The organism is Xanthomonas arboricola pv. juglandis, assembly GCF_001013475.1.
GTDB lineage: Bacteria > Pseudomonadota > Gammaproteobacteria > Xanthomonadales > Xanthomonadaceae > Xanthomonas > Xanthomonas arboricola.
This window is the reverse complement of sequence record NZ_JZEF01000004.1, coordinates 74,339-91,177: the sequence shown is the minus strand read 5'-3', so window position 1 is coordinate 91,177 and position 16,839 is coordinate 74,339. Positions and strand designations below refer to the sequence as shown.

Here is a 16,839-nt window from a genome sequence, read left to right as displayed (position 1 = left end):
CTTCCCTCCACCGGCCAATTAGGCCACGCTACCCGCCCCCCGGGCTCTGCCCAAAGAATTCGCCACCATGCCCAAGCACCTGCTCATCGTCGAATCGCCTGCCAAGGCCAAGACGATCAATAAATACCTCGGCAAGGACTTCACCGTCCTGGCCTCGTATGGGCACGTGCGCGATCTCGTTCCCAAGGAAGGCGCGGTCGATCCGGACAACGGCTTCGCAATGCGCTACGACCTGATCGAAAAGAACGAGAAGCATGTCGAAGCCATTGCGCGCGCGGCCAAGGGCGCCGACGACATCTATCTGGCCACCGACCCGGACCGCGAGGGCGAGGCGATCAGCTGGCACATCGCCGAGATCCTGAAAGAGCGCGGGCTGCTCAAGAACAAGACGATGCAGCGGGTGGTGTTCACCGAGATCACCCCGCGTGCGATCAAGGAAGCCATGCTCAAGCCGCGCGCGATCGCGGCCGATCTGGTCGATGCGCAGCAGGCCCGTCGCGCGCTCGACTATCTGGTCGGCTTCAACCTGTCGCCGGTGCTGTGGCGCAAGGTGCAGCGCGGCCTGTCGGCTGGCCGGGTGCAGTCGCCGGCGCTGCGCATGATCGTCGAGCGCGAAGAAGAGATCGAAGCCTTCATCGCGCGCGAGTACTGGTCCATCGATGCGCATTGCCGGCATCCGTCGCAGCCGTTCAATGCGCGCCTGATCAAGCTGGACGGGCAGAAGTTCGAGCAGTTCACCGTCACCGACGGCGACACCGCCGAAGCGGCGCGGCTACGCATCCAGCAGGCCGCGCAAGGCGTGCTGCATGTCACCGATGTGGCCAGCAAGGAGCGCAAGCGTCGCCCTGCCCCGCCGTTCACCACCTCCACGCTGCAGCAGGAAGCTTCGCGCAAGCTCGGCTTCACCACCCGCAAGACCATGCAGGTGGCGCAGAAGTTGTACGAAGGCGTGGCGCTGGGCGACGAAGGCTCGGTCGGTCTGATCAGCTATATGCGTACCGACTCGGTGAACCTGTCGCAGGACGCGCTGTCGGAAATCCGCGATGTGATCGCGCGCGATTTCGGCACCGCCTCGTTGCCGGACCAGCCCAACGCCTACACCACCAAATCCAAGAACGCGCAGGAAGCGCATGAGGCGGTACGTCCGACCTCGGCGCTGCGCACCCCGGCGCAGGTGGCGCGCTTTTTGTCCGACGACGAGCGCCGCCTGTACGAGTTGATCTGGCGCCGCGCCGTGGCCTGCCAGATGATCCCGGCCACGCTCAACACCGTCAGCGTCGATCTGTCGGCCGGCAGCGAGCACGTGTTCCGCGCCAGCGGCACCACCGTGGTGGTGCCCGGCTTCCTGGCGGTTTATGAGGAAGGCAAGGACACCAAGAGCAGCGAGGACGAGGACGAAGGCCGCAAGCTGCCGCTGATGAAGGCCGGCGACAACATCCCGCTGGACCGCATCGTCACCGACCAGCATTTCACCCAGCCGCCGCCGCGCTTCACCGAAGCGGCGCTGGTCAAGGCACTGGAGGAATACGGCATCGGCCGGCCGTCCACTTACGCCTCGATCATCCAGACCCTGCAGTTCCGCAAGTACGTGGAAATGGAAGGCCGCAGCTTCCGTCCCACCGACGTGGGCCGCGCCGTGTCCAAGTTCCTGTCCGGGCACTTCACCCGTTACGTGGATTACGACTTCACCGCCAAGCTCGAAGACGACCTGGATGCGGTCTCGCGTGGCGAGGAAGAGTGGATCCCGCTGATGGAGAAGTTCTGGGGCCCGTTCAAGGAACTGGTCGAGGACAAGAAGGATTCGCTGGACAAGACCGACGCCGGCAGCGTGCGCGTGCTGGGCACCGACCCGGTCAGCGGCAAGGAAGTCAGCGCGCGCATCGGCCGGTTCGGCCCGATGGTGCAGATCGGCACCGTCGAAGACGAGGAAAAGCCGACTTTCGCCTCGCTGCGGCCGGGCCAGAGCATCTATTCGATCTCCATCGAAGACGCATTGGAGCTGTTCAAGATGCCGCGCGCACTGGGCCAGGACAAGGACCAGGACGTCAGCGTCGGCATCGGCCGCTTCGGCCCGTTCGCACGCCGCGGCAGCGTCTATGCCTCGCTGAAGAAGGAAGACGACCCGTACACCATCGATCTGGCGCGCGCGGTGTTCCTGATCGAGGAGAAGGAAGAGATCGCGCGCAACCGCGTGATCAAGGACTTCGAAGGCAGCGACATCCAGGTGCTCAACGGCCGCTTCGGCCCGTACATCAGCGATGGCAAGCTCAATGGCAAGATTCCCAAGGATCGCGAGCCGGCGTCGCTGACGTTCGAGGAAGTGCAGCAGCTGCTGGCCGACACCGGCAAGCCGGTGCGCAAGGGCTTCGGCGCCAAGAAGGCCACGCTCAAGAAGAATGCGGTGAAGGATTCGGCCAAGGAGGCCAAGGACGCCGCGGTAAAGAAGACCGCCACCAAGACCGCGGCGAAGAAGGCGCCGGCCAAGAAGGCCGCTGCCAAGAAGGCCACCAAGCGCGTGGTCAAGAAGACCGCGCGCAAGGCCGCAAGCTAAGGCCGCCGCATGCAGCACACGCTCAGCCTGGACAGCGCCGTCGCCACCCTGACCCGGGGCGGCGTGATCGCCTATCCCACCGAAGCGGTGTGGGGGCTGGGCTGCGACCCGCGCCAGCAGGCCGCCGTGCTGCGGCTGCTGGAGATCAAACGCCGCCCGGTCGACAAGGGCGTGATCGTGGTCGCCGCCAGCGTGGATGTGCTGCACGACTGGGTGGATCTGGACGCGCTGGCGCCAGCCCGCAAGCAGGAGGTGCTGGCCAGCTGGCCAGGCCCGCATACCTGGATCCTGCCGATCACCGCCCAGGCGCCGCGCTGGGTCACCGGCGCGCATGACGGGCTGGCGGTGCGCATCAGCGCACACCCGCTGGTCGCCGCGCTCTGTGCGGCCTGGGGCGGCCCGTTGGTGTCCACCAGCGCCAACCTGGCCGGCGAACCGCCCGCGCGCAGCCGCCAGGCGCTGGACCCGTCCCTGCTGGCCAGCATCGACGGGGTGACGGATGGCGAAGTGGGCGCATTGGTGCAACCGACCCAGATCCGCGATGCCCGCAGCGGACAGATCCTGCGCGACTGAGCAGCCGCCACGCGCCGCCTGTCGGCGCGCTTGCCCTCGACACCGCTTGCCCCTTTGCCCACAGCCGGGTAGACGCGCACACTGCGGCCATGCGTACCGTCCTGACCCTTCTGTTGCTGGCCACCGCGCTGCCTGTCGCTGCGGCCGATACCGCCAGCAAACCGGATCCGAATGTGCGGATCTACCGCTGCGTCAGCAGCACCGGCACCGTCGCCTTGCAGGATGCGCCTTGCAGCAGCGGCCGCCAGCAGGTGCTGGACCTGCAGCGCCCGCAGGATCCGCCGCCGCAACCGCAGCGCGCCGTTGCCGCCCCGGCCGCCGTCGCGACGCAGCCACCGCGCGAGGTGCGCATCATCACCGTGCAGCCGCCGCAGCCGATGTACGAGTGCACCACCGAAGACGGCAACCGCTATACCAGCGACAGCCCGGAAGGCAATCCGCGCTGGGTGCCGACCTGGGGCCCGGCCTATGTGGGCAACGGCATTGCCCCGCCGGTCAGCGGCGGCGGCATCCAGCGTCCGCCGATTTCGGTCCGCCCACGCCCGGCGATGCCGGTGCAGGGAAGCGCCGGTCGCGGAGGAAGCCTGCGCGGCAGCGCAAGCTTTGGCGGCGGCGGTTATCAGGGCGGTTATCAGGGCGGTTATCAGGGCGGCTACAACGGCGGCGGCTACGGCGGCACGGTGATCGTGCCGTACGGCAACGTGCAGATCCGCGACGAATGCCATGCCCTGCCCGAACAGGAAGTCTGCGCGCGCCTGGCCGACCGTCGCTGGGAACTGATCCGCCGCTACAACAATGCCCTGCAGAGCGAGCGCCAGGATCTCAGCCGCGAACAGCGCGGTATCGACGCGCGCCTGCAGCGCGATTGCGGCGGCGCATGAGGCGCTGGCCGTGGGCGGTATTGCTGGCGTGTGCCTCGGTGGCCGGCGCGCAGGAAGTGGCGATCTACCGGTGCACCGACTCCAGCGGCGCGCTTACCGTGCAGAACATGCCCTGCCCGAAAGGCATGCAGCAGCAGAAGAAACTGATGACGGCACCGGCCGCGGTGCCGTTGACGGCGGGTGGATTAGGCGCAGCATCGCCTGCGCGTAATCCACCCGCTGCGCAGCCCCCCACCATGCCCAAGACCGATGTGCCCGCCGCCGCACCGGCTGCGGCGCCGGCACCGGTGGCACCGACACCACCCGCCACGACCTCGACCTCGACCTCGACCTCGACCTCGACATCAACGCTGCCACCGCCACCCTTGTTCGAATGCACCGCGCACGACAACGGGCGCTATTTCACCGAAGACCGCGAGCCGGCCACGCGCTGCCTGCCGATGCAGACCACCAACCTGGCGGGCGGGCCGGCAACCGGTGGCGGCAGCGCCTGCGAAGTGGTCACCGACCGCTGTGCACCGGTGCCGGACCAGAGCCTGTGCGAGGCCTGGCGCCAGCGTGCCGAGCAGGCCGAATCGACCTGGCGCTTCTCCGACGAGGCGCAAGCGGCCGAGCGCAAGCAGCGCTACGTGCAGATGCGTCGGGTGCTGGACGAAAGCCGCTGCGCGAATCCGTCCGCCACGCCGTGATGCTGCAACCGGCGTGGCAGCGCATGCCAGCCAGTGTGCCGGCGCTGTGTTTGCCGGGCTGATTCTTTCGAGCCACTGCAACCGTTAGCGATCACCGGATGACCTGCGCGGTGCAGCGAGCTGCATGCGAGCAAGCCCGCCGCACTGTCGCCTGCGTTGCGTGCAGACGCGGCGGACGGACACTGGAGGCGCAGGCGCAGCGACGGGTCGGCGCCTGCCTGCGCAACTTCCGATGCCATGCACAGGCACTGTCCGCGTGACCACGCACGCGGGCGTGTCAGAACCCGTAGCGCAGGAAGCCGCCATCCACTGCGATGCATTCGCCGGTGATGTAACTGGCTGCCGGCAGGCAGAGGAAACCGACGGCGGCGGCCACTTCTTCCGGTTCGCCGATGCGGCGCATCGGGGTGCGCTCGATGACCTGCTCGTAGTAATCCGGATCCGACAACGGCCCGGAGGTGCGACGGGTGCGGATGTACCACGGTGCCACCGCGTTGACGCGGATGCCGTCCTCGGCCCATTCCACCGCCAGGTTGCGCGTCATCTGCTGCAACGCGGCCTTGGTCATGCCGTATGGCGCGCCGCTGCGCACATGGGTGATGCCGGAGACGCTGCCGACGTTGACGATCGCCGAGGCCGCGTGGCGGGTCAGCAACGGGTGCGCATAACGCGACAGCTCGAAAGCGGCGAACACATTGGTTTCGAAGATGCCGCGCCACTGGTCTTCGGTGTAATCGATTGCCGCGCGGGTGATGTTGCCGCCGGCATTGTTGACCAGCAGGTGCAGGCCATCGGCATGGTCTTCCACCCAATCCAGAATCGCGCGCCGCTCTTCGTCGTCGGCCACATCGGCGGCCAGCCCATGCAGCTCGCGCTCGGGAAATTCCTCGGCCAACTCGTCGCGCGCCTGCGCCAGCGCATCGGCATCGCGCGCCACCATCAGCAGATCCGCGCCGAAGGCCAGCAATTCACGCGCGATGGCAAAGCCAATGCCGGCGCTGGCGCCGGTGATGAGCGCGGTCTGTCCATCCAGCCGCCAACGGTGAGTTGTCACGTGGTTGATCCTCTTTCAAAACGCAGGAAACGGCCGCGGCAGCGCGCTTGACGCATGCCTGCGGCCCGGGCGTTAGGATACCGCCACCCCGAGCGAGGTCACGACGATGAAACGGCATTGGATTCTTGCGATCAGCCTGACGTTGCTGCTGGGCGCCTGTCAGCGGCCGCAACCTGCGCCCACCGAGCAGAAGCCCGAGCCGCAGGCCACCGCCCTGCGCGACCACCTCCAGGAACCGTTGAACAAGGCGCACGCAGTGCAGGCGGCAAGCGACCAGGCCGCAGACGATCAACGCAAGGCGATCGATGCGGCCACGCAGTAACCGAAGCCTGCTGTCTGAAGCACGCGCGTTTTTTGTCGACGCAGCAACTGCGCGTGCGCGCACGTGCTTGAGCGCAAGGCGATCGCTGCATCTGCGCGCACGGCAAACACGCGTGAGGTCGCTCGACCGATGGCTGATTGCCTGTGATCGTGGCGCCGTGCGTTCTGCCATTTTTGCGCTGTTGGCGCACCCGCATTGCTGCATCGCCTGAGCGCAGATACAACAACGCCGGCACAAGGCCGGCGTTGTCGATCCATCACGTTGCGAACCTGCGGCGTCAGAAGCCGCAGAAGCAGTACGCCAGCGACTTGACCGGGGTACCGCCCGCCTTGCTGTCGTGCACGGCGTCTTCGACAAAGCGCAACTGCGTGTCCACTTCCGGCAGCGAGCGCGCCAGCAGTGCGCGCGCCATGCCCGAATCGCCTAGCATCCAGGCGCCCATGCGGCTGCCGGCAAATCCGCTCATGAACTGCGAGAACGGCGTCGCCGGCTTTTCCACATAGCGCACGCGGAACTTGCCGCGGCTCAACTTGGCGCGGTCGGCCGCATCGGCCACCGCTTCGGACATGCCGCCGAACGCGTCCACCAGGCCATGCTGCCTGGCCTGCGCACCGCTCCACACGCGGCCGCGTGCGACCTTGTCGATGGCGTCCACCGACTGATGCCGCGCCTGCGCCACCTTGCCGGTGAAGTCGGCATAGCCCTTGTTGATCACCGCCTGGATCACCTGGCCGGCGGCCGGGTCCAGCGGACGAGTGATATCGAAGGCGCCGGCAAAGCGCGTGGTACCCACGCCATCGGTGTGCACGCCGATCTTGTCCAGCGCGCGGGTCAGGTTGGGCACCATGCCGAAGATGCCGATCGAGCCACTGATGGTCGACGGGTCGGCATAGATGCGATCGGCGTTCATGCTGATCCAGTAACCGCCCGAGGCGGCCAGATCGCCCATCGACACCACCACCGGCTTGCCGGCCTGCTTGAGCGCGACCACCTCGCGACGGATCTGCTCGGAGGCGAACACTTCGCCGCCGGGCGAATCCACGCGCAGCACCACCGCCTTGACCTCGTCGTCGTCGCGCGCCTGGCGCAGCAACGCGGCGGTGGACTCGCCACCGATGCGGCCGGCCGGCTGCTCGCCACCACTGATCTCGCCAGCGGCCACCACCACGGCCACCTGCGGACGGCTGTCCATCGGCGAACGCTGCGCCTGCAGCTGGCTCAGATAATCGTTGAAGCCGATGTTGCGAAAGCCGCTGTCGGCATCGCTGTCGGCCACACCGCGCTTGGTCAGCAGCGCATCGACGTCCTCGCGGGTTTTGAGCCCGTCGACCAGCTTCTGCTGCAGCGCGAACTTGGCCAGATCGCCACCGGCGGCGGCCACGCCCTCGGGCAGCGTGTCGATGCCGGCGGTCAGCTGCGCCGGGCTCAGCTTGCGCGCCTTGCCGACATCGGCCAGGTAGCGCTGCCACACGTCGTTCATCCAGAACAGGTCCGCTTCCTTGGCGTCGGCCGAAGCGGCATCGAGGATGTACGGCTCGGCGGCGGACTTGTACTCGCCCACGCGGAACAGATGCACGTCCACGCCGAGCTTGTCCTGCAGGCCCTCGCGGAAATACTGGCGATAACGGCCAAGCCCTTCCAGCAGCACGCTGCCCATCGGGTCGAGATAGACCTCGTTGGCCTGTGCGGCCAGCAGGTACTGGCCCTGGCTCATGCTCTCGCTGAAGGCGACGATCTGCTTGCCGGAGGCGCGCAGCTTCTGCAACGCCGCGGCCACTTCGCGCTGCGAGGCGAAACCGGCGGGCTGAAACTTGTCCAGGTTCAACACCACCCGCTCGATCTTGCGGTCCTTGCCGGCCGCCTCGATCACCCGCACCAGGTCGCGCAGCTGCACTTCCTCGGCGCTCTTGTCGCCGACCGCCTTGGCCAGCGACCGGCTCACCGGGTCGGCGCTGAACTGCTCGACCAGCGTGCCTTCGGGGTTGATCACCAGGGTGGTGCGCTCGGCCAGCGGCTTGCTGCCGTCGCCACGCGCGATCGCCACCACAAACAGCAGCAGCACCAGGAACAGGAAGCCGAAGAACACCAGGTTGAAGATCAGGCGCCGGGTGAAATTCATCACATCCCACAGGCCGACGAAGAAACTGGCGATGGGACTGCGACGCACGGGGTGGTTCATGGAAAACTCCGTCAAAAGACGCTGCATACAATTCAATGGTGTCCAGCATACCGGCTGCGCGGCGCGCGCGGCATGCGCTGGAAGTCAGGGGGTCGCGCCGGCAGTCAGCCGCCGGCTGGTCTGCCGGAAGCGCAAGCCCATCAGGACCGACGCCACGGTGAGGCCCAGAATCAGGCCGATCCACATGCCTTGCGGCCCCCAGCCCAGCCCCAGGCCGAGCCCGGCGCCAATCGGCATGCCGACACCCCAGTAGGAGAACATCGCCAGGAACATCGGCACACGGGTGTCCTTGAGCCCACGCAGCGCGCCGCTGGAAAGCACCTGGATGCCGTCAGGGAACTGGAACGTGGCGGCAAACAGCAGCAGCACCGAGGCCAGCGCGGCCACCGCCGCATCGTCGGTATAGACGCTCACGATGGCATCGTGGCCCAGCAACAGCACGCTGGCCGACAGCGCCTGGGTGCCCAGCACGATGGCGTAACCGGCCCAGGCCGCGCGCCGCATGCCGAGCGGATCGCCGCGCCCGACCGCATGCCCGACCCGCACGGTGGTCGCCTCGGCCACACCCATCGGAATCATGAAACACAGCTGCGCGACGTTGATCGCGATCTGGTGCGCGGCCGCTTCGGTGGAGCCGAGCCGGCCGATCAGCAAGGCGGTGACGATGAACAGGCCGCCCTCCATCAGCACGGTGATGCCGATCGGCAGACCGGTGCGCAACAGATCACCGATCGCACGCCAGCGCGGGCCTTCGAAATGGGCGAACAACTGCAGGTGCGCGAAGCGGCGCGAGCGCCACAGATACAGCGCAAACACGCTGGCCTGCACCCACATGGTGACCGCCGAGGCCATGCCCAGGCCCTGCGCACCGTGCTCGGCAAAGCCGAACTTGCCATAGGTCAGCGCATAACCCAGCGGCGCCAGCACCAGCAGGCCGCCAAAGCCCAGCAGCATGGTCGGCAGGGTCCAGTGCATGCCCTCGCTGAGATAGCGCATGCAGAAGTAGAACGTCAGCGCCGGCCCGCCCCAGCGCACCGCGTGCAGGAAGTCGGTCGCGCCCGGCACGATGTCCGGCGCAATCCCGAAGGTGGGCAACAGCGGCGGCACCGCACTGAGGAACGCGAACATCACCGCGCCCAGTCCCAGCGACAACCACAGGGCCTGGCGGAACAGCGGGCCGATCTCGCGCTCGCGGCCGGCGCCGCGCAGCTGCGAGACCGAGGCGGTCAACGAGATCAGCGTGCCGATCGGCACCAGCATCGGCAGCCACAGCAGCGAGGTGCCGATGGTGACCGCCGCCAGCGTGGCGGTGCCGTGGTGACCGGCGATGACGTTATCGACAAATCCGATCAGGCCGGTGGAGACGTGACCGAGCACCAGCGGCAATGCGAGCAGGCCGGTGGTGCGCACTTCCGCGCCGAAACGCGGCGTCGCGGAGGTGGGTACAGGAGAGACAGACATGACAACCGATCGCTGCGCGGACTACGGCCGTGCCGGGAGGCGCTGGCACCGGGTCGCGTGGGGCCGCTATCTTACCCGCACTTGCGACACCGGCAGCGGTTGTCGGCGGCAAGGCGCAAGGCGGGAGATGCGCGGCGGCGAGCGGCCGGCGTGGCTGGTCAGCGGAACGGGATGCCTGGGCTTCAGCGCGGTCCGTGTCCTTCGTGACGAACGCCGCTTCGCGCGCATCGCAGGAGCCGGCAGACCTGCATGCTCTTGGCTCGGTGTCTGGCCCAGCTGCACGGTATCGGTGATGGGCAGCGAGCACGCGTGAAGACGACGCCGGCGCAGGGGTACTGCAGCGGCGCAGTCCCGCCGCTGCCGGTCAGCGCGCCAGCTGGCGTTTCAACCAGGCGCTGCGCGTTGCCGGCGCCTGCGCAAGCAGGGCATCGCGCAAGCCATCGCGCTCCTGCGGCGGGGTGCGTTGTGCCAGCATCGCCAGCTGCTCCAGTTGCCCGGCGTCCAGGCTGCGCAGCGCCGCCAGCAGCGTGTCGCGCTGCGCTGGCGGCACGTAGCCGATCAGGGGCTGCAACTGCGGATAGAACGCACCCAGCTGCGAGCCCAGGCGCCAGCCATCGCGATGCAGGCGATCCATCGCGGTGAACTGCGTGCGCAGCGCGCGCTGCTGGTCGTCGGGCAAGCCATGCAGACGCTCGCGTGCCTGCCGCAATACCACCCGGTCGGTGGCGGTGAGCCCTTTCCAGGCCGCATAACGGGCGCGCAGCTCGGCCCGCTGGGCCGGCGTCAATGCGTCCCAGCGCGCGCGCTGCTGCGCAGCGCTCGGGGTTGCGGCAGTGGCGGCTGCGGGCGTCGGCATGCCGGCAGGCGCAGTCGCGTTGCCTTCCTCCAACGGCGCCGGCAGGGTCTGCGCAGCGGACATGCCGACAACAGCCAGCGCCAGCAGGCCGCACCACTTAATTGTCGTCATCGACGGTCTCCAGGGTGGCGGCAGGCTGGTCGGCGGCGGTGGCATGCGCGCCGGATTCGTCGGCCGGCACCGGATGGCCGGCCGCATACCAGGCGTAGAAGTCGGCCGAACGCGCCAGTTCCAGGTCCGGGTCGGCCAGCATCGCCTGGTCGCGCGGATCCAGGCCGGGGTTTGCCACCGCCTCCGGCAAGTCGGCGGCGGGAAGGTCTTCCACCAGCACCGGCGCGGCATCGGTGACGTGCAGCACGCCGGCCGGGGCCTGCGAGACCGGCTCGGGCGGCAGGGCCGGGCGGCGATGCGTCCACCACCAGCCCAGCGCCGCGAGCAGCAGCGCCAACGCCAGCACGGCCAGCACGAGGCCGGCGTGGCGACGGTCGATCCGCGGCCACTGCCACTGGCGTGCAGGACGGTTGCGCGGCGCGGCCGGGCGGCGCGCTTCGGCGGCGGCCGCAGGCGCGGCCGCGACAGGCTGCAGCGGCATGCCGGCCAGGGCCGACTCGCGGAGCTGTGCCAGCCGGCTGACCTGCGCCGGGCTAAGCTCGCGCAACTCCTGCTGCGCCGCCTCGGCCAGGGCCCGCCAGGCCTGCGCATCCGGGTTGCCGGCCGCATCGCGCGGGCAGGCACGGGCCAGCGACTGCCGATAGGCCGCCACCTCGATGCCCTGCACCTCGCTGGCAGGCTCTTCTTCCAGCCCGGCCACGATACGCAGCAGCAGCGCCAGCCGGTCGCTGGTCTGCATCCGCCCCAGTGCGGTGAACGGCGGCAGCCAGGTCCCCGGCATGGGCTCGCGCCGCAGCGCCGGTGCCGTTGCCAGCAGGCTCCAGAAGCGCATCGGCCAGCCGGCCATCGGGCGACCCGCCGCCTGGCTGCTGAACGCACGCAACGCCGCCGCCAGGGCCCGCTCGGCCGCCGCGCCATCGCCACATTGCAGTTGTGCGAGCACCAGACCCCGGCGTTCGACACCGCGCAGGAAAGCAGACAGCGCGGCAGGGGTGACGGGGGCGTCGGGGACTACGGTCATGGGAACTCCAGCATCGGCCGGCATGATACCGACGCAATCGGCCCCCGCCGATGGCTTGACAGATCGACCCGGCTGCGCTGCGTCCCGGTGCCATCGACCGCCGTCACCCGCGCGGGTTGTGCACAGCGGCAGACATGCCGATACGCAGGCGTCTGTCAACTGTTGATTTTTCTTTGTTGCATTCGTGTTTCACGCCTAAGTGATTGATCCTTATCGCTTTAAGCCGATTGGCGAAAAAATGTCCAACAGGTTGCAGAGGCTAGTGAATCCGCCTTCACAGCGTGGAGCACGAGACTAATTCACAGGCTTATCCACAGGCAGTGTGGATAAACCCGTTTCCTTAGCCCTCACATAGGTTTACGTCGGATTTATCACGTCCGTCACACAAACGCGTCGTAAGCCGAAGCACCGATTCGGAGGCGGTCGATCGGCGTCTGCCGGGTACTGGACAGGGTCGGTAGACTGGCTGGATGTCTTCGACCGTCGCCACCCTGCGCGTCGCCCTGCCGGTGCCGCTGCCCCAATTGTTCGACTATCTGCCTCCGGCCGACGCGCCGCTGACCGACCCGGCGTGGGTCGGCTGCCGGGTGCGGGTGCCGTTCGGGCCGCGCGAGCTGGTCGGGGTGGTGGTGGAGATCGGCCAGTTGGCCTCCGCCGAAGGACTGCGCCCGGCGCTGGCCTGGTGCGACGACTCCCCGCTGCTGGTCGAGGAGCTGGCGCGTTCGCTGCAGTGGCTGGCGCGCTACACCCACGCCCCGCTGGGCGAGGCCCAGTCCAGCGCCCTGCCAGGCCCGTTGCGCCGCGGCGAGCCGCTGGCCGACACCCATGCCTGGGCCTGGCAGCTCACCGAGGCAGGACGCACCGGCACCGCCAGCCTGCGCGCCGGCAGCCGCCCCGCCTTGCTGGCCGCCCTGCTGCTGACCGGCGCGCTGGGCGAAGAACAGCTGGACCCCTTGCTGCCGCAGTGGCGCGAGGCCGCACGCAGCCTGGCCAAGCGCGGCCATGCCGAGCGCGTGGCGGTGCCGGCCGACAGCATCCCGCCCCGCCCCGGCAGCGGCCCGCAGCTCAACGACGAACAGCAGGCCGCCGCCGACGCCATCCGTGCGCAGCGTGGTTTTGCCACCTATCTGCTCGATGGCGTCACCGGCAGCGGCAAGACCGAGGTCTACCTGCAGGCGATCGCCGACTGCTTGGCGGCCGGCCGCCAGGCGCTGGTGCTGGTGCCGGAGATCGGCCTGACCCCGCAGACCCTGGGCCGCTTCCGCGCCCGCCTGGGCGTACCGGTGCACGCACTGCATTCGGGGCTGTCCGATGGCGAACGGGCGCGCGTCTGGGCGGCGGCCTGGCGCGGCGAAGCCAAGCTGGTCGTCGGCACGCGCTCGGCGGTGTTCACCCCGCTGCCCAATGCCGGGCTGATCGTGATCGACGAGGAACACGACGGCAGCTACAAGCAACAGGACGGCATCCGCTATCACGCCCGCGATTTCGCGCTGGTGCGCGGCAAGGCGCTGGATGTGCCGGTGATCCTGGGCAGCGCCACGCCGTCGCTGGAAAGCCTGCACAACGCCTATTCCGGTCGCTACCGGCATCTGCGTCTGTCGCGCCGGGCCGGCGAGGCGCGTCCGCCGCGCGTGCGTGTGCTCGACGTGCGCAAGCGCCCGCTCAAGGACGGCCTGTCGCCGGAAGTGCTGGCCGGTATCGGCGCCACCCTGGCGCGCGGCGAGCAGGTGCTGGTCTTCAAGAACCGCCGCGGCTATGCGCCGGTGCTGCTGTGCCACGACTGCGGCTGGACCGCCGCCTGCCAGCGCTGCAGCACGCCGCTGCACCAGACCCCGATGACCGTGCACGCTGGCGGGCGGCGCCTGCAATGCCATCACTGCGGTGCGCGCCAGCAGGCACCGCTGGCCTGCCCGGCCTGCGCCAGCCTGGCGCTGCAGCCGCAAGGCATCGGCACCGAGCGGCTGGAAGAACGCCTGACCGAAGCGTTCCCGGAGTTTCCGGTGGTGCGCATCGACCGCAGCACCACCCAGCGCCGCGACGCGCTGGAGACCCAGCTGGCGCGCCTGGGCAGCGATGCCGGCATCCTGGTCGGCACCCAGATCCTGGCCAAGGGCCACGATCTGCCACGGCTGACCATGGTGGTGGTGGTCGGCATCGACGAAGGCCTGTTCTCGGCCGACTTCCGTGCCGCCGAAAAACTCTCCCAGCAGCTGATCCAGGTGGCCGGACGCGCCGGGCGCGCCGACCGCCCCGGCGAGGTCTGGCTGCAGACCCATCACCCCGAACATCCCCTGCTGCAGACCCTGGTCAACGGCGGCTACCACGCCTTCGCCGATGCCGAACTGCAACAGCGCGAGGCCGCGGGATTTCCGCCGTTTGCGCATCTGGCGCTGTTCCGCGCCGAGGCCAAGGACGTGGCCGCGGCCAACCAGTTCCTGATGGCGGTGCGCGGCCTGACCACGGCAGACAGCACCGCACAATCGCCTGCGTTTGCCGAAGTGGAGTGCTACGGCCCGATGCCGGCACCGATGCCGCGCCGCGCCGGATTCCAGCGCACCCAGTTGCTGTTGTCCGCGCAACAGCGCTCGGCGTTGCATCGTCTGCTGGATGCGCAACTGCCTGCGATCTATGCGCTGCCGCAGGCGCGGCGCGTGCGCTGGTCGCTGGATGTGGATCCGATCGATCTGTATTAGGGCGGGCGTATCGCACGCGGGGGGCTGCAGCCAGACCCACGTCTTGCGCGCTGTGCCCAGGTCCTTGATCGCGCGTGGCGTGATCTTTCGTAGGAGCGCACCTGGGCGCGATGTGGCGTTACCGGGAATGCCCTCGCGCCCGGGTGCGCTCCTACGAACAGACGCGAGCGAACAGGCCGCAGGTGTCCTCACGCTTTTGTAGGAGCGCGCTTGCGCGCGATGGGGCGTTACCGGGAATGCCCTCGCGCACAAGTGCGCTCCTACAGAAAACGCGGGCTATTTGGCCGCGTGATGTACGAGGCGCATGTCCTTGCAGCAACGTGCCGTGTCGGCAGCGCGTGCGGCGCTTGCCATGGACCACGCCGGCCTGAGCGAAAACGCAAAACTCGGGTCAGCGCGGTCATCACCCCACGCTGGTACGCAGGCCGCGCGCGCAGGCGCTGGTACCACGCCTGCAGATGTGGCAGCTCGGGCCGCTCGATCGGCATTTCGAACCAGGCGTAGATGAAGCTGCCCAGTGGAATATCGCCCATCGCAAATTGCGCGCCGGACAGATACGGCTGCTGCGCCAGGGCCGCATCCGCGCGTGCGAGCAGGTCGCCCGAGTGCGCCAGCGCCGCGGCGATGCGCGCAGGATCGCGCTCGGCCTGCGGTGTGCGCAGCACGCCCCAGAACAGGTCGCGAAACACGCCGGCAAACGTCGAAGTGGTCCAGTCCCTCCAGCGATCGCCCAGCGCGCGTTCGGCCGGTGCCTGCGGATACAGGGCCGGCGCATATTGCGCGGCAAGGTAGCGCACGATCGCATTGGACTCCCACAGCACCAACTCACCATCCTGCATCGTCGGCACCAGACCGTTGGGATTCAACGCGCGATACTCGGGCGTGTCGTTACGACCAAACGCACCGCCGACTTCGATCGAGGTATAGGGCACCCCGGCTTCTTCGGCGCACCACAGCACCTTGCGCACATTGCTGGAATTGCGCCGCCCCCATAGCGTGATCGAGGCGTTTCCTGCCGCCGATTGCATTGCAGCGTCAGCCATCGTCATTTCCCCGCTGCCGGTTTGGGCCTCGCGCGCGCCGGACGCTTCGCGGTGGACGCCTGCGTGGCGACGGCGGCCGCTGGCTGCGCTGCTTTCGCCCGCCCGCCCTTGGGCGCATCGCGCACCCACAGGGCCTGCTCGTCCTGCTTGATCTCGAACAGGCCGATCGCACGCACCAGGTCGCTGAGTTTGCGATAACCGTAGTTGCGTGGGTCGAATGAGGCCTGGTTGGCCACCTGCTTGCCCACCGCCCCCAGATGCGCCCAGCCATCGTCTTCGCAGGCACTGTCGATCGCATTGCGCAGCATCTGCACCAGCCGGGTGTCGCCGCGCAGCGCGGTGGCATCCTTGCGGCCGGCGGCGGTGTCGCTGGCCGCTGCCGCCTGCTCGCCCAGCGCTTCGACATAGGTGAACTTGGAACAGGCATTGACGAACGGCGCCGGGGTTTTCTTCTCGCCGAAGCCGTACACCTTCATCCCATCGGTGAGCAGACGCATCACTAGCGGAGTGAAATCCGCATCGCTGGAGACGATCGCAAAGCCATCCAGATTGCGCGCGTACAGCAGGTCCATCGCATCGATCACCATCGCCATGTCCGATGCGTTCTTGCCCGAGCTGTAGGCAAATTGCTGGATCGGCCGGATCGCGTATTCGTGCAGCGCCGCTTCCCAGCTCTTCAGGTGCGGACTCTTCCAGTTGCCGTAGGCGCGGCGCACGTTGGCCACGCCATAGCGCGCCACTTCGGCCAGCACCACGTCGATCTTGCCGGCCGGCGCGTTGTCGGCATCGATCAGCAAGGCGATGCGTTTGTCGGGATTGTCGATCATGGTCATTCCTCGAAGTTGTCGGCAGAGTCGGTGTCGCTTGCGGTGTCGATTTCGCTGTCGGCGGCATCGGCCGACGGCAGCGTGTACTGGCTACCGTCGTGCATGGTCAACACGCCATCGCTCAGGATCTCGCGCTCGGACCCGCCGCTGACCCAGGTGGCATGCACGCGGCCGCGGCCGCGATCGCCTTCCACCGTGAACACGAAATCGTCGTCGCCAGGCGCCAGACCGGTACGCACCAGATCCACCCGCATCGTGTGGATCTGGCCGATCTGTTCCTGCACCACCGCATCGTCCTGCAGCGCGGCGCGTGCCTGGTCGGCAAACAACGACCAGCCGAACACGATCAGCCAGCCGAGCGCGCCCAGCACCAGCACGCCGAACAGCACCACGCAGGCCGCCAGCCCGATCAGGCCGAGCGTGACGCCGCTGAGTTTTTGTCCGGGCGCACGCGCGGCAGCCGGTGCCATCGCCGGCGAAGCGGATGGCGGTGGCGACAGCGGCGGCAGTGGTGGGGGTAGCGACGGCATGCGGTCATCAGGTGGATGAGATGCGACATGATGCCGCAGGCAGGTCGG

General features: G+C 68.4%; 13 protein-coding genes and 1 pseudogene. 6 read left to right on the top strand and 8 right to left on the bottom strand.

The features are described from left to right. The first annotated feature begins 67 nt into the window (after positions 1-67). The 4 genes from XARJCFBP2528_RS15325 (at position 68) to XARJCFBP2528_RS15310 (ending at position 4,694) form a co-directional block, all read left to right on the top strand. Positions 68-2,551, top strand: a complete 2,484-nt coding sequence (locus XARJCFBP2528_RS15325; protein WP_016902511.1) for a DNA topoisomerase I — start codon at positions 68-70, stop codon at positions 2,549-2,551. A 9-nt stretch (positions 2,552-2,560) separates the two neighbouring features. Next, a complete protein-coding gene (tsaC, locus tag XARJCFBP2528_RS15320) occupies positions 2,561-3,124 on the top strand; it encodes an L-threonylcarbamoyladenylate synthase type 1 TsaC (protein ID WP_016902512.1) in 564 nt (187 codons plus the stop codon). Between the two features lie 89 nt (positions 3,125-3,213). Further along, a complete protein-coding gene (locus XARJCFBP2528_RS15315) occupies positions 3,214-4,005 on the top strand; it encodes a hypothetical protein (protein ID WP_047124861.1) in 792 nt (263 codons plus the stop codon). Then, positions 4,002-4,694, top strand: coding sequence for a hypothetical protein (locus tag XARJCFBP2528_RS15310; protein WP_047124860.1), 693 nt, complete (start codon positions 4,002-4,004; stop codon positions 4,692-4,694). The genes XARJCFBP2528_RS15315 and XARJCFBP2528_RS15310 overlap by 4 nt, the downstream gene beginning before the upstream one ends. Before the next feature lie 277 nt (positions 4,695-4,971). Here XARJCFBP2528_RS15310 and XARJCFBP2528_RS15305 read toward each other — a convergent pair whose 3' ends face one another. Further along, positions 4,972-5,748, bottom strand: coding sequence for an SDR family oxidoreductase (locus XARJCFBP2528_RS15305; protein ID WP_016903673.1), 777 nt, complete (start codon positions 5,746-5,748; stop codon positions 4,972-4,974). A gap of 106 nt (positions 5,749-5,854) precedes the next feature. On the opposite strand from XARJCFBP2528_RS15305, the gene XARJCFBP2528_RS15300 reads away from it, so the two are divergent. After that, positions 5,855-6,070, top strand: a complete 216-nt coding sequence (locus XARJCFBP2528_RS15300) for a hypothetical protein (RefSeq protein ID WP_039518557.1) — start codon at positions 5,855-5,857, stop codon at positions 6,068-6,070. A 277-nt stretch (positions 6,071-6,347) separates the two neighbouring features. Here the strand turns inward: XARJCFBP2528_RS15300 and sppA are convergent, their stop codons facing one another. The 4 genes from sppA to XARJCFBP2528_RS15280 all read right to left on the bottom strand — a co-directional run bounded on the left by sppA (position 6,348) and on the right by XARJCFBP2528_RS15280 (position 11,698). Then, on the bottom strand, positions 6,348-8,249 hold the full coding sequence (sppA, locus tag XARJCFBP2528_RS15295; RefSeq protein WP_039518555.1) for a signal peptide peptidase SppA: 1,902 nt from the start codon (positions 8,247-8,249) through the stop codon (positions 6,348-6,350). 84 nt (positions 8,250-8,333) lie between these two features. Then, the gene (locus tag XARJCFBP2528_RS15290) at positions 8,334-9,710 is read right to left on the bottom strand and encodes an MATE family efflux transporter (protein ID WP_047124859.1); all 1,377 of its coding nucleotides are present in this window, start codon (positions 9,708-9,710) and stop codon (positions 8,334-8,336) included. 364 nt (positions 9,711-10,074) lie between these two features. Further along, positions 10,075-10,677, bottom strand: coding sequence for a DUF3106 domain-containing protein (locus tag XARJCFBP2528_RS15285; protein WP_016903677.1), 603 nt, complete (start codon positions 10,675-10,677; stop codon positions 10,075-10,077). Further along, positions 10,664-11,698 carry a hypothetical protein gene (locus tag XARJCFBP2528_RS15280; protein WP_047124858.1) on the bottom strand — a complete coding sequence of 345 codons (1,035 nt, stop codon included), beginning with the start codon at positions 11,696-11,698 and terminating at the stop codon, positions 10,664-10,666. The genes XARJCFBP2528_RS15285 and XARJCFBP2528_RS15280 overlap by 14 nt, the downstream gene beginning before the upstream one ends. Before the next feature lie 470 nt (positions 11,699-12,168). Between XARJCFBP2528_RS15280 and XARJCFBP2528_RS15275 the strand changes: the two genes are divergently transcribed. After that, positions 12,169-14,391: a primosomal protein N' gene (locus tag XARJCFBP2528_RS15275; RefSeq protein WP_047124857.1), complete on the top strand. Its 2,223-nt coding sequence runs from the start codon at positions 12,169-12,171 to the stop codon at positions 14,389-14,391. Between the two features lie 389 nt (positions 14,392-14,780). Here the strand turns inward: XARJCFBP2528_RS15275 and XARJCFBP2528_RS15270 are convergent. The 3 genes and pseudogenes from XARJCFBP2528_RS15270 to XARJCFBP2528_RS15260 form a co-directional block, all read right to left on the bottom strand. Then, positions 14,781-15,419, bottom strand: a pseudogene (locus tag XARJCFBP2528_RS15270) (glutathione S-transferase family protein); the annotation flags it as partial. A 17-nt stretch (positions 15,420-15,436) separates the two neighbouring features. After that, the gene (locus XARJCFBP2528_RS15265) at positions 15,437-16,267 is read right to left on the bottom strand and encodes an NYN domain-containing protein (RefSeq protein WP_016903680.1); all 831 of its coding nucleotides are present in this window, start codon (positions 16,265-16,267) and stop codon (positions 15,437-15,439) included. Beyond that, positions 16,264-16,791: a hypothetical protein gene (locus tag XARJCFBP2528_RS15260; RefSeq protein WP_026064620.1), complete on the bottom strand. Its 528-nt coding sequence runs from the start codon at positions 16,789-16,791 to the stop codon at positions 16,264-16,266. The genes XARJCFBP2528_RS15265 and XARJCFBP2528_RS15260 overlap by 4 nt, the downstream gene beginning before the upstream one ends. Positions 16,792-16,839 lie beyond the last annotated feature (48 nt).

Coding starts and splice junctions, on each gene's coding strand:
- XARJCFBP2528_RS15325 (WP_016902511.1), top strand. CDS start 68: ATGCCCAAGCACCTGCTCATCGTCGAATCGCCTGCCAAGGCCAAGACG.
- tsaC (WP_016902512.1), top strand. CDS start 2,561: ATGCAGCACACGCTCAGCCTGGACAGCGCCGTCGCCACCCTGACCCGG.
- XARJCFBP2528_RS15315 (WP_047124861.1), top strand. CDS start 3,214: ATGCGTACCGTCCTGACCCTTCTGTTGCTGGCCACCGCGCTGCCTGTC.
- XARJCFBP2528_RS15310 (WP_047124860.1), top strand. CDS start 4,002: ATGAGGCGCTGGCCGTGGGCGGTATTGCTGGCGTGTGCCTCGGTGGCC.
- XARJCFBP2528_RS15300 (WP_039518557.1), top strand. CDS start 5,855: ATGAAACGGCATTGGATTCTTGCGATCAGCCTGACGTTGCTGCTGGGC.
- sppA (WP_039518555.1), bottom strand. CDS start 8,249: ATGAACCACCCCGTGCGTCGCAGTCCCATCGCCAGTTTCTTCGTCGGC.
- XARJCFBP2528_RS15290 (WP_047124859.1), bottom strand. CDS start 9,710: ATGTCTGTCTCTCCTGTACCCACCTCCGCGACGCCGCGTTTCGGCGCG.
- XARJCFBP2528_RS15285 (WP_016903677.1), bottom strand. CDS start 10,677: ATGACGACAATTAAGTGGTGCGGCCTGCTGGCGCTGGCTGTTGTCGGC.
- XARJCFBP2528_RS15280 (WP_047124858.1), bottom strand. CDS start 11,698: ATGACCGTAGTCCCCGACGCCCCCGTCACCCCTGCCGCGCTGTCTGCT.
- XARJCFBP2528_RS15275 (WP_047124857.1), top strand. CDS start 12,169: ATGTCTTCGACCGTCGCCACCCTGCGCGTCGCCCTGCCGGTGCCGCTG.
- XARJCFBP2528_RS15265 (WP_016903680.1), bottom strand. CDS start 16,267: ATGACCATGATCGACAATCCCGACAAACGCATCGCCTTGCTGATCGAT.
- XARJCFBP2528_RS15260 (WP_026064620.1), bottom strand. CDS start 16,791: ATGCCGTCGCTACCCCCACCACTGCCGCCGCTGTCGCCACCGCCATCC.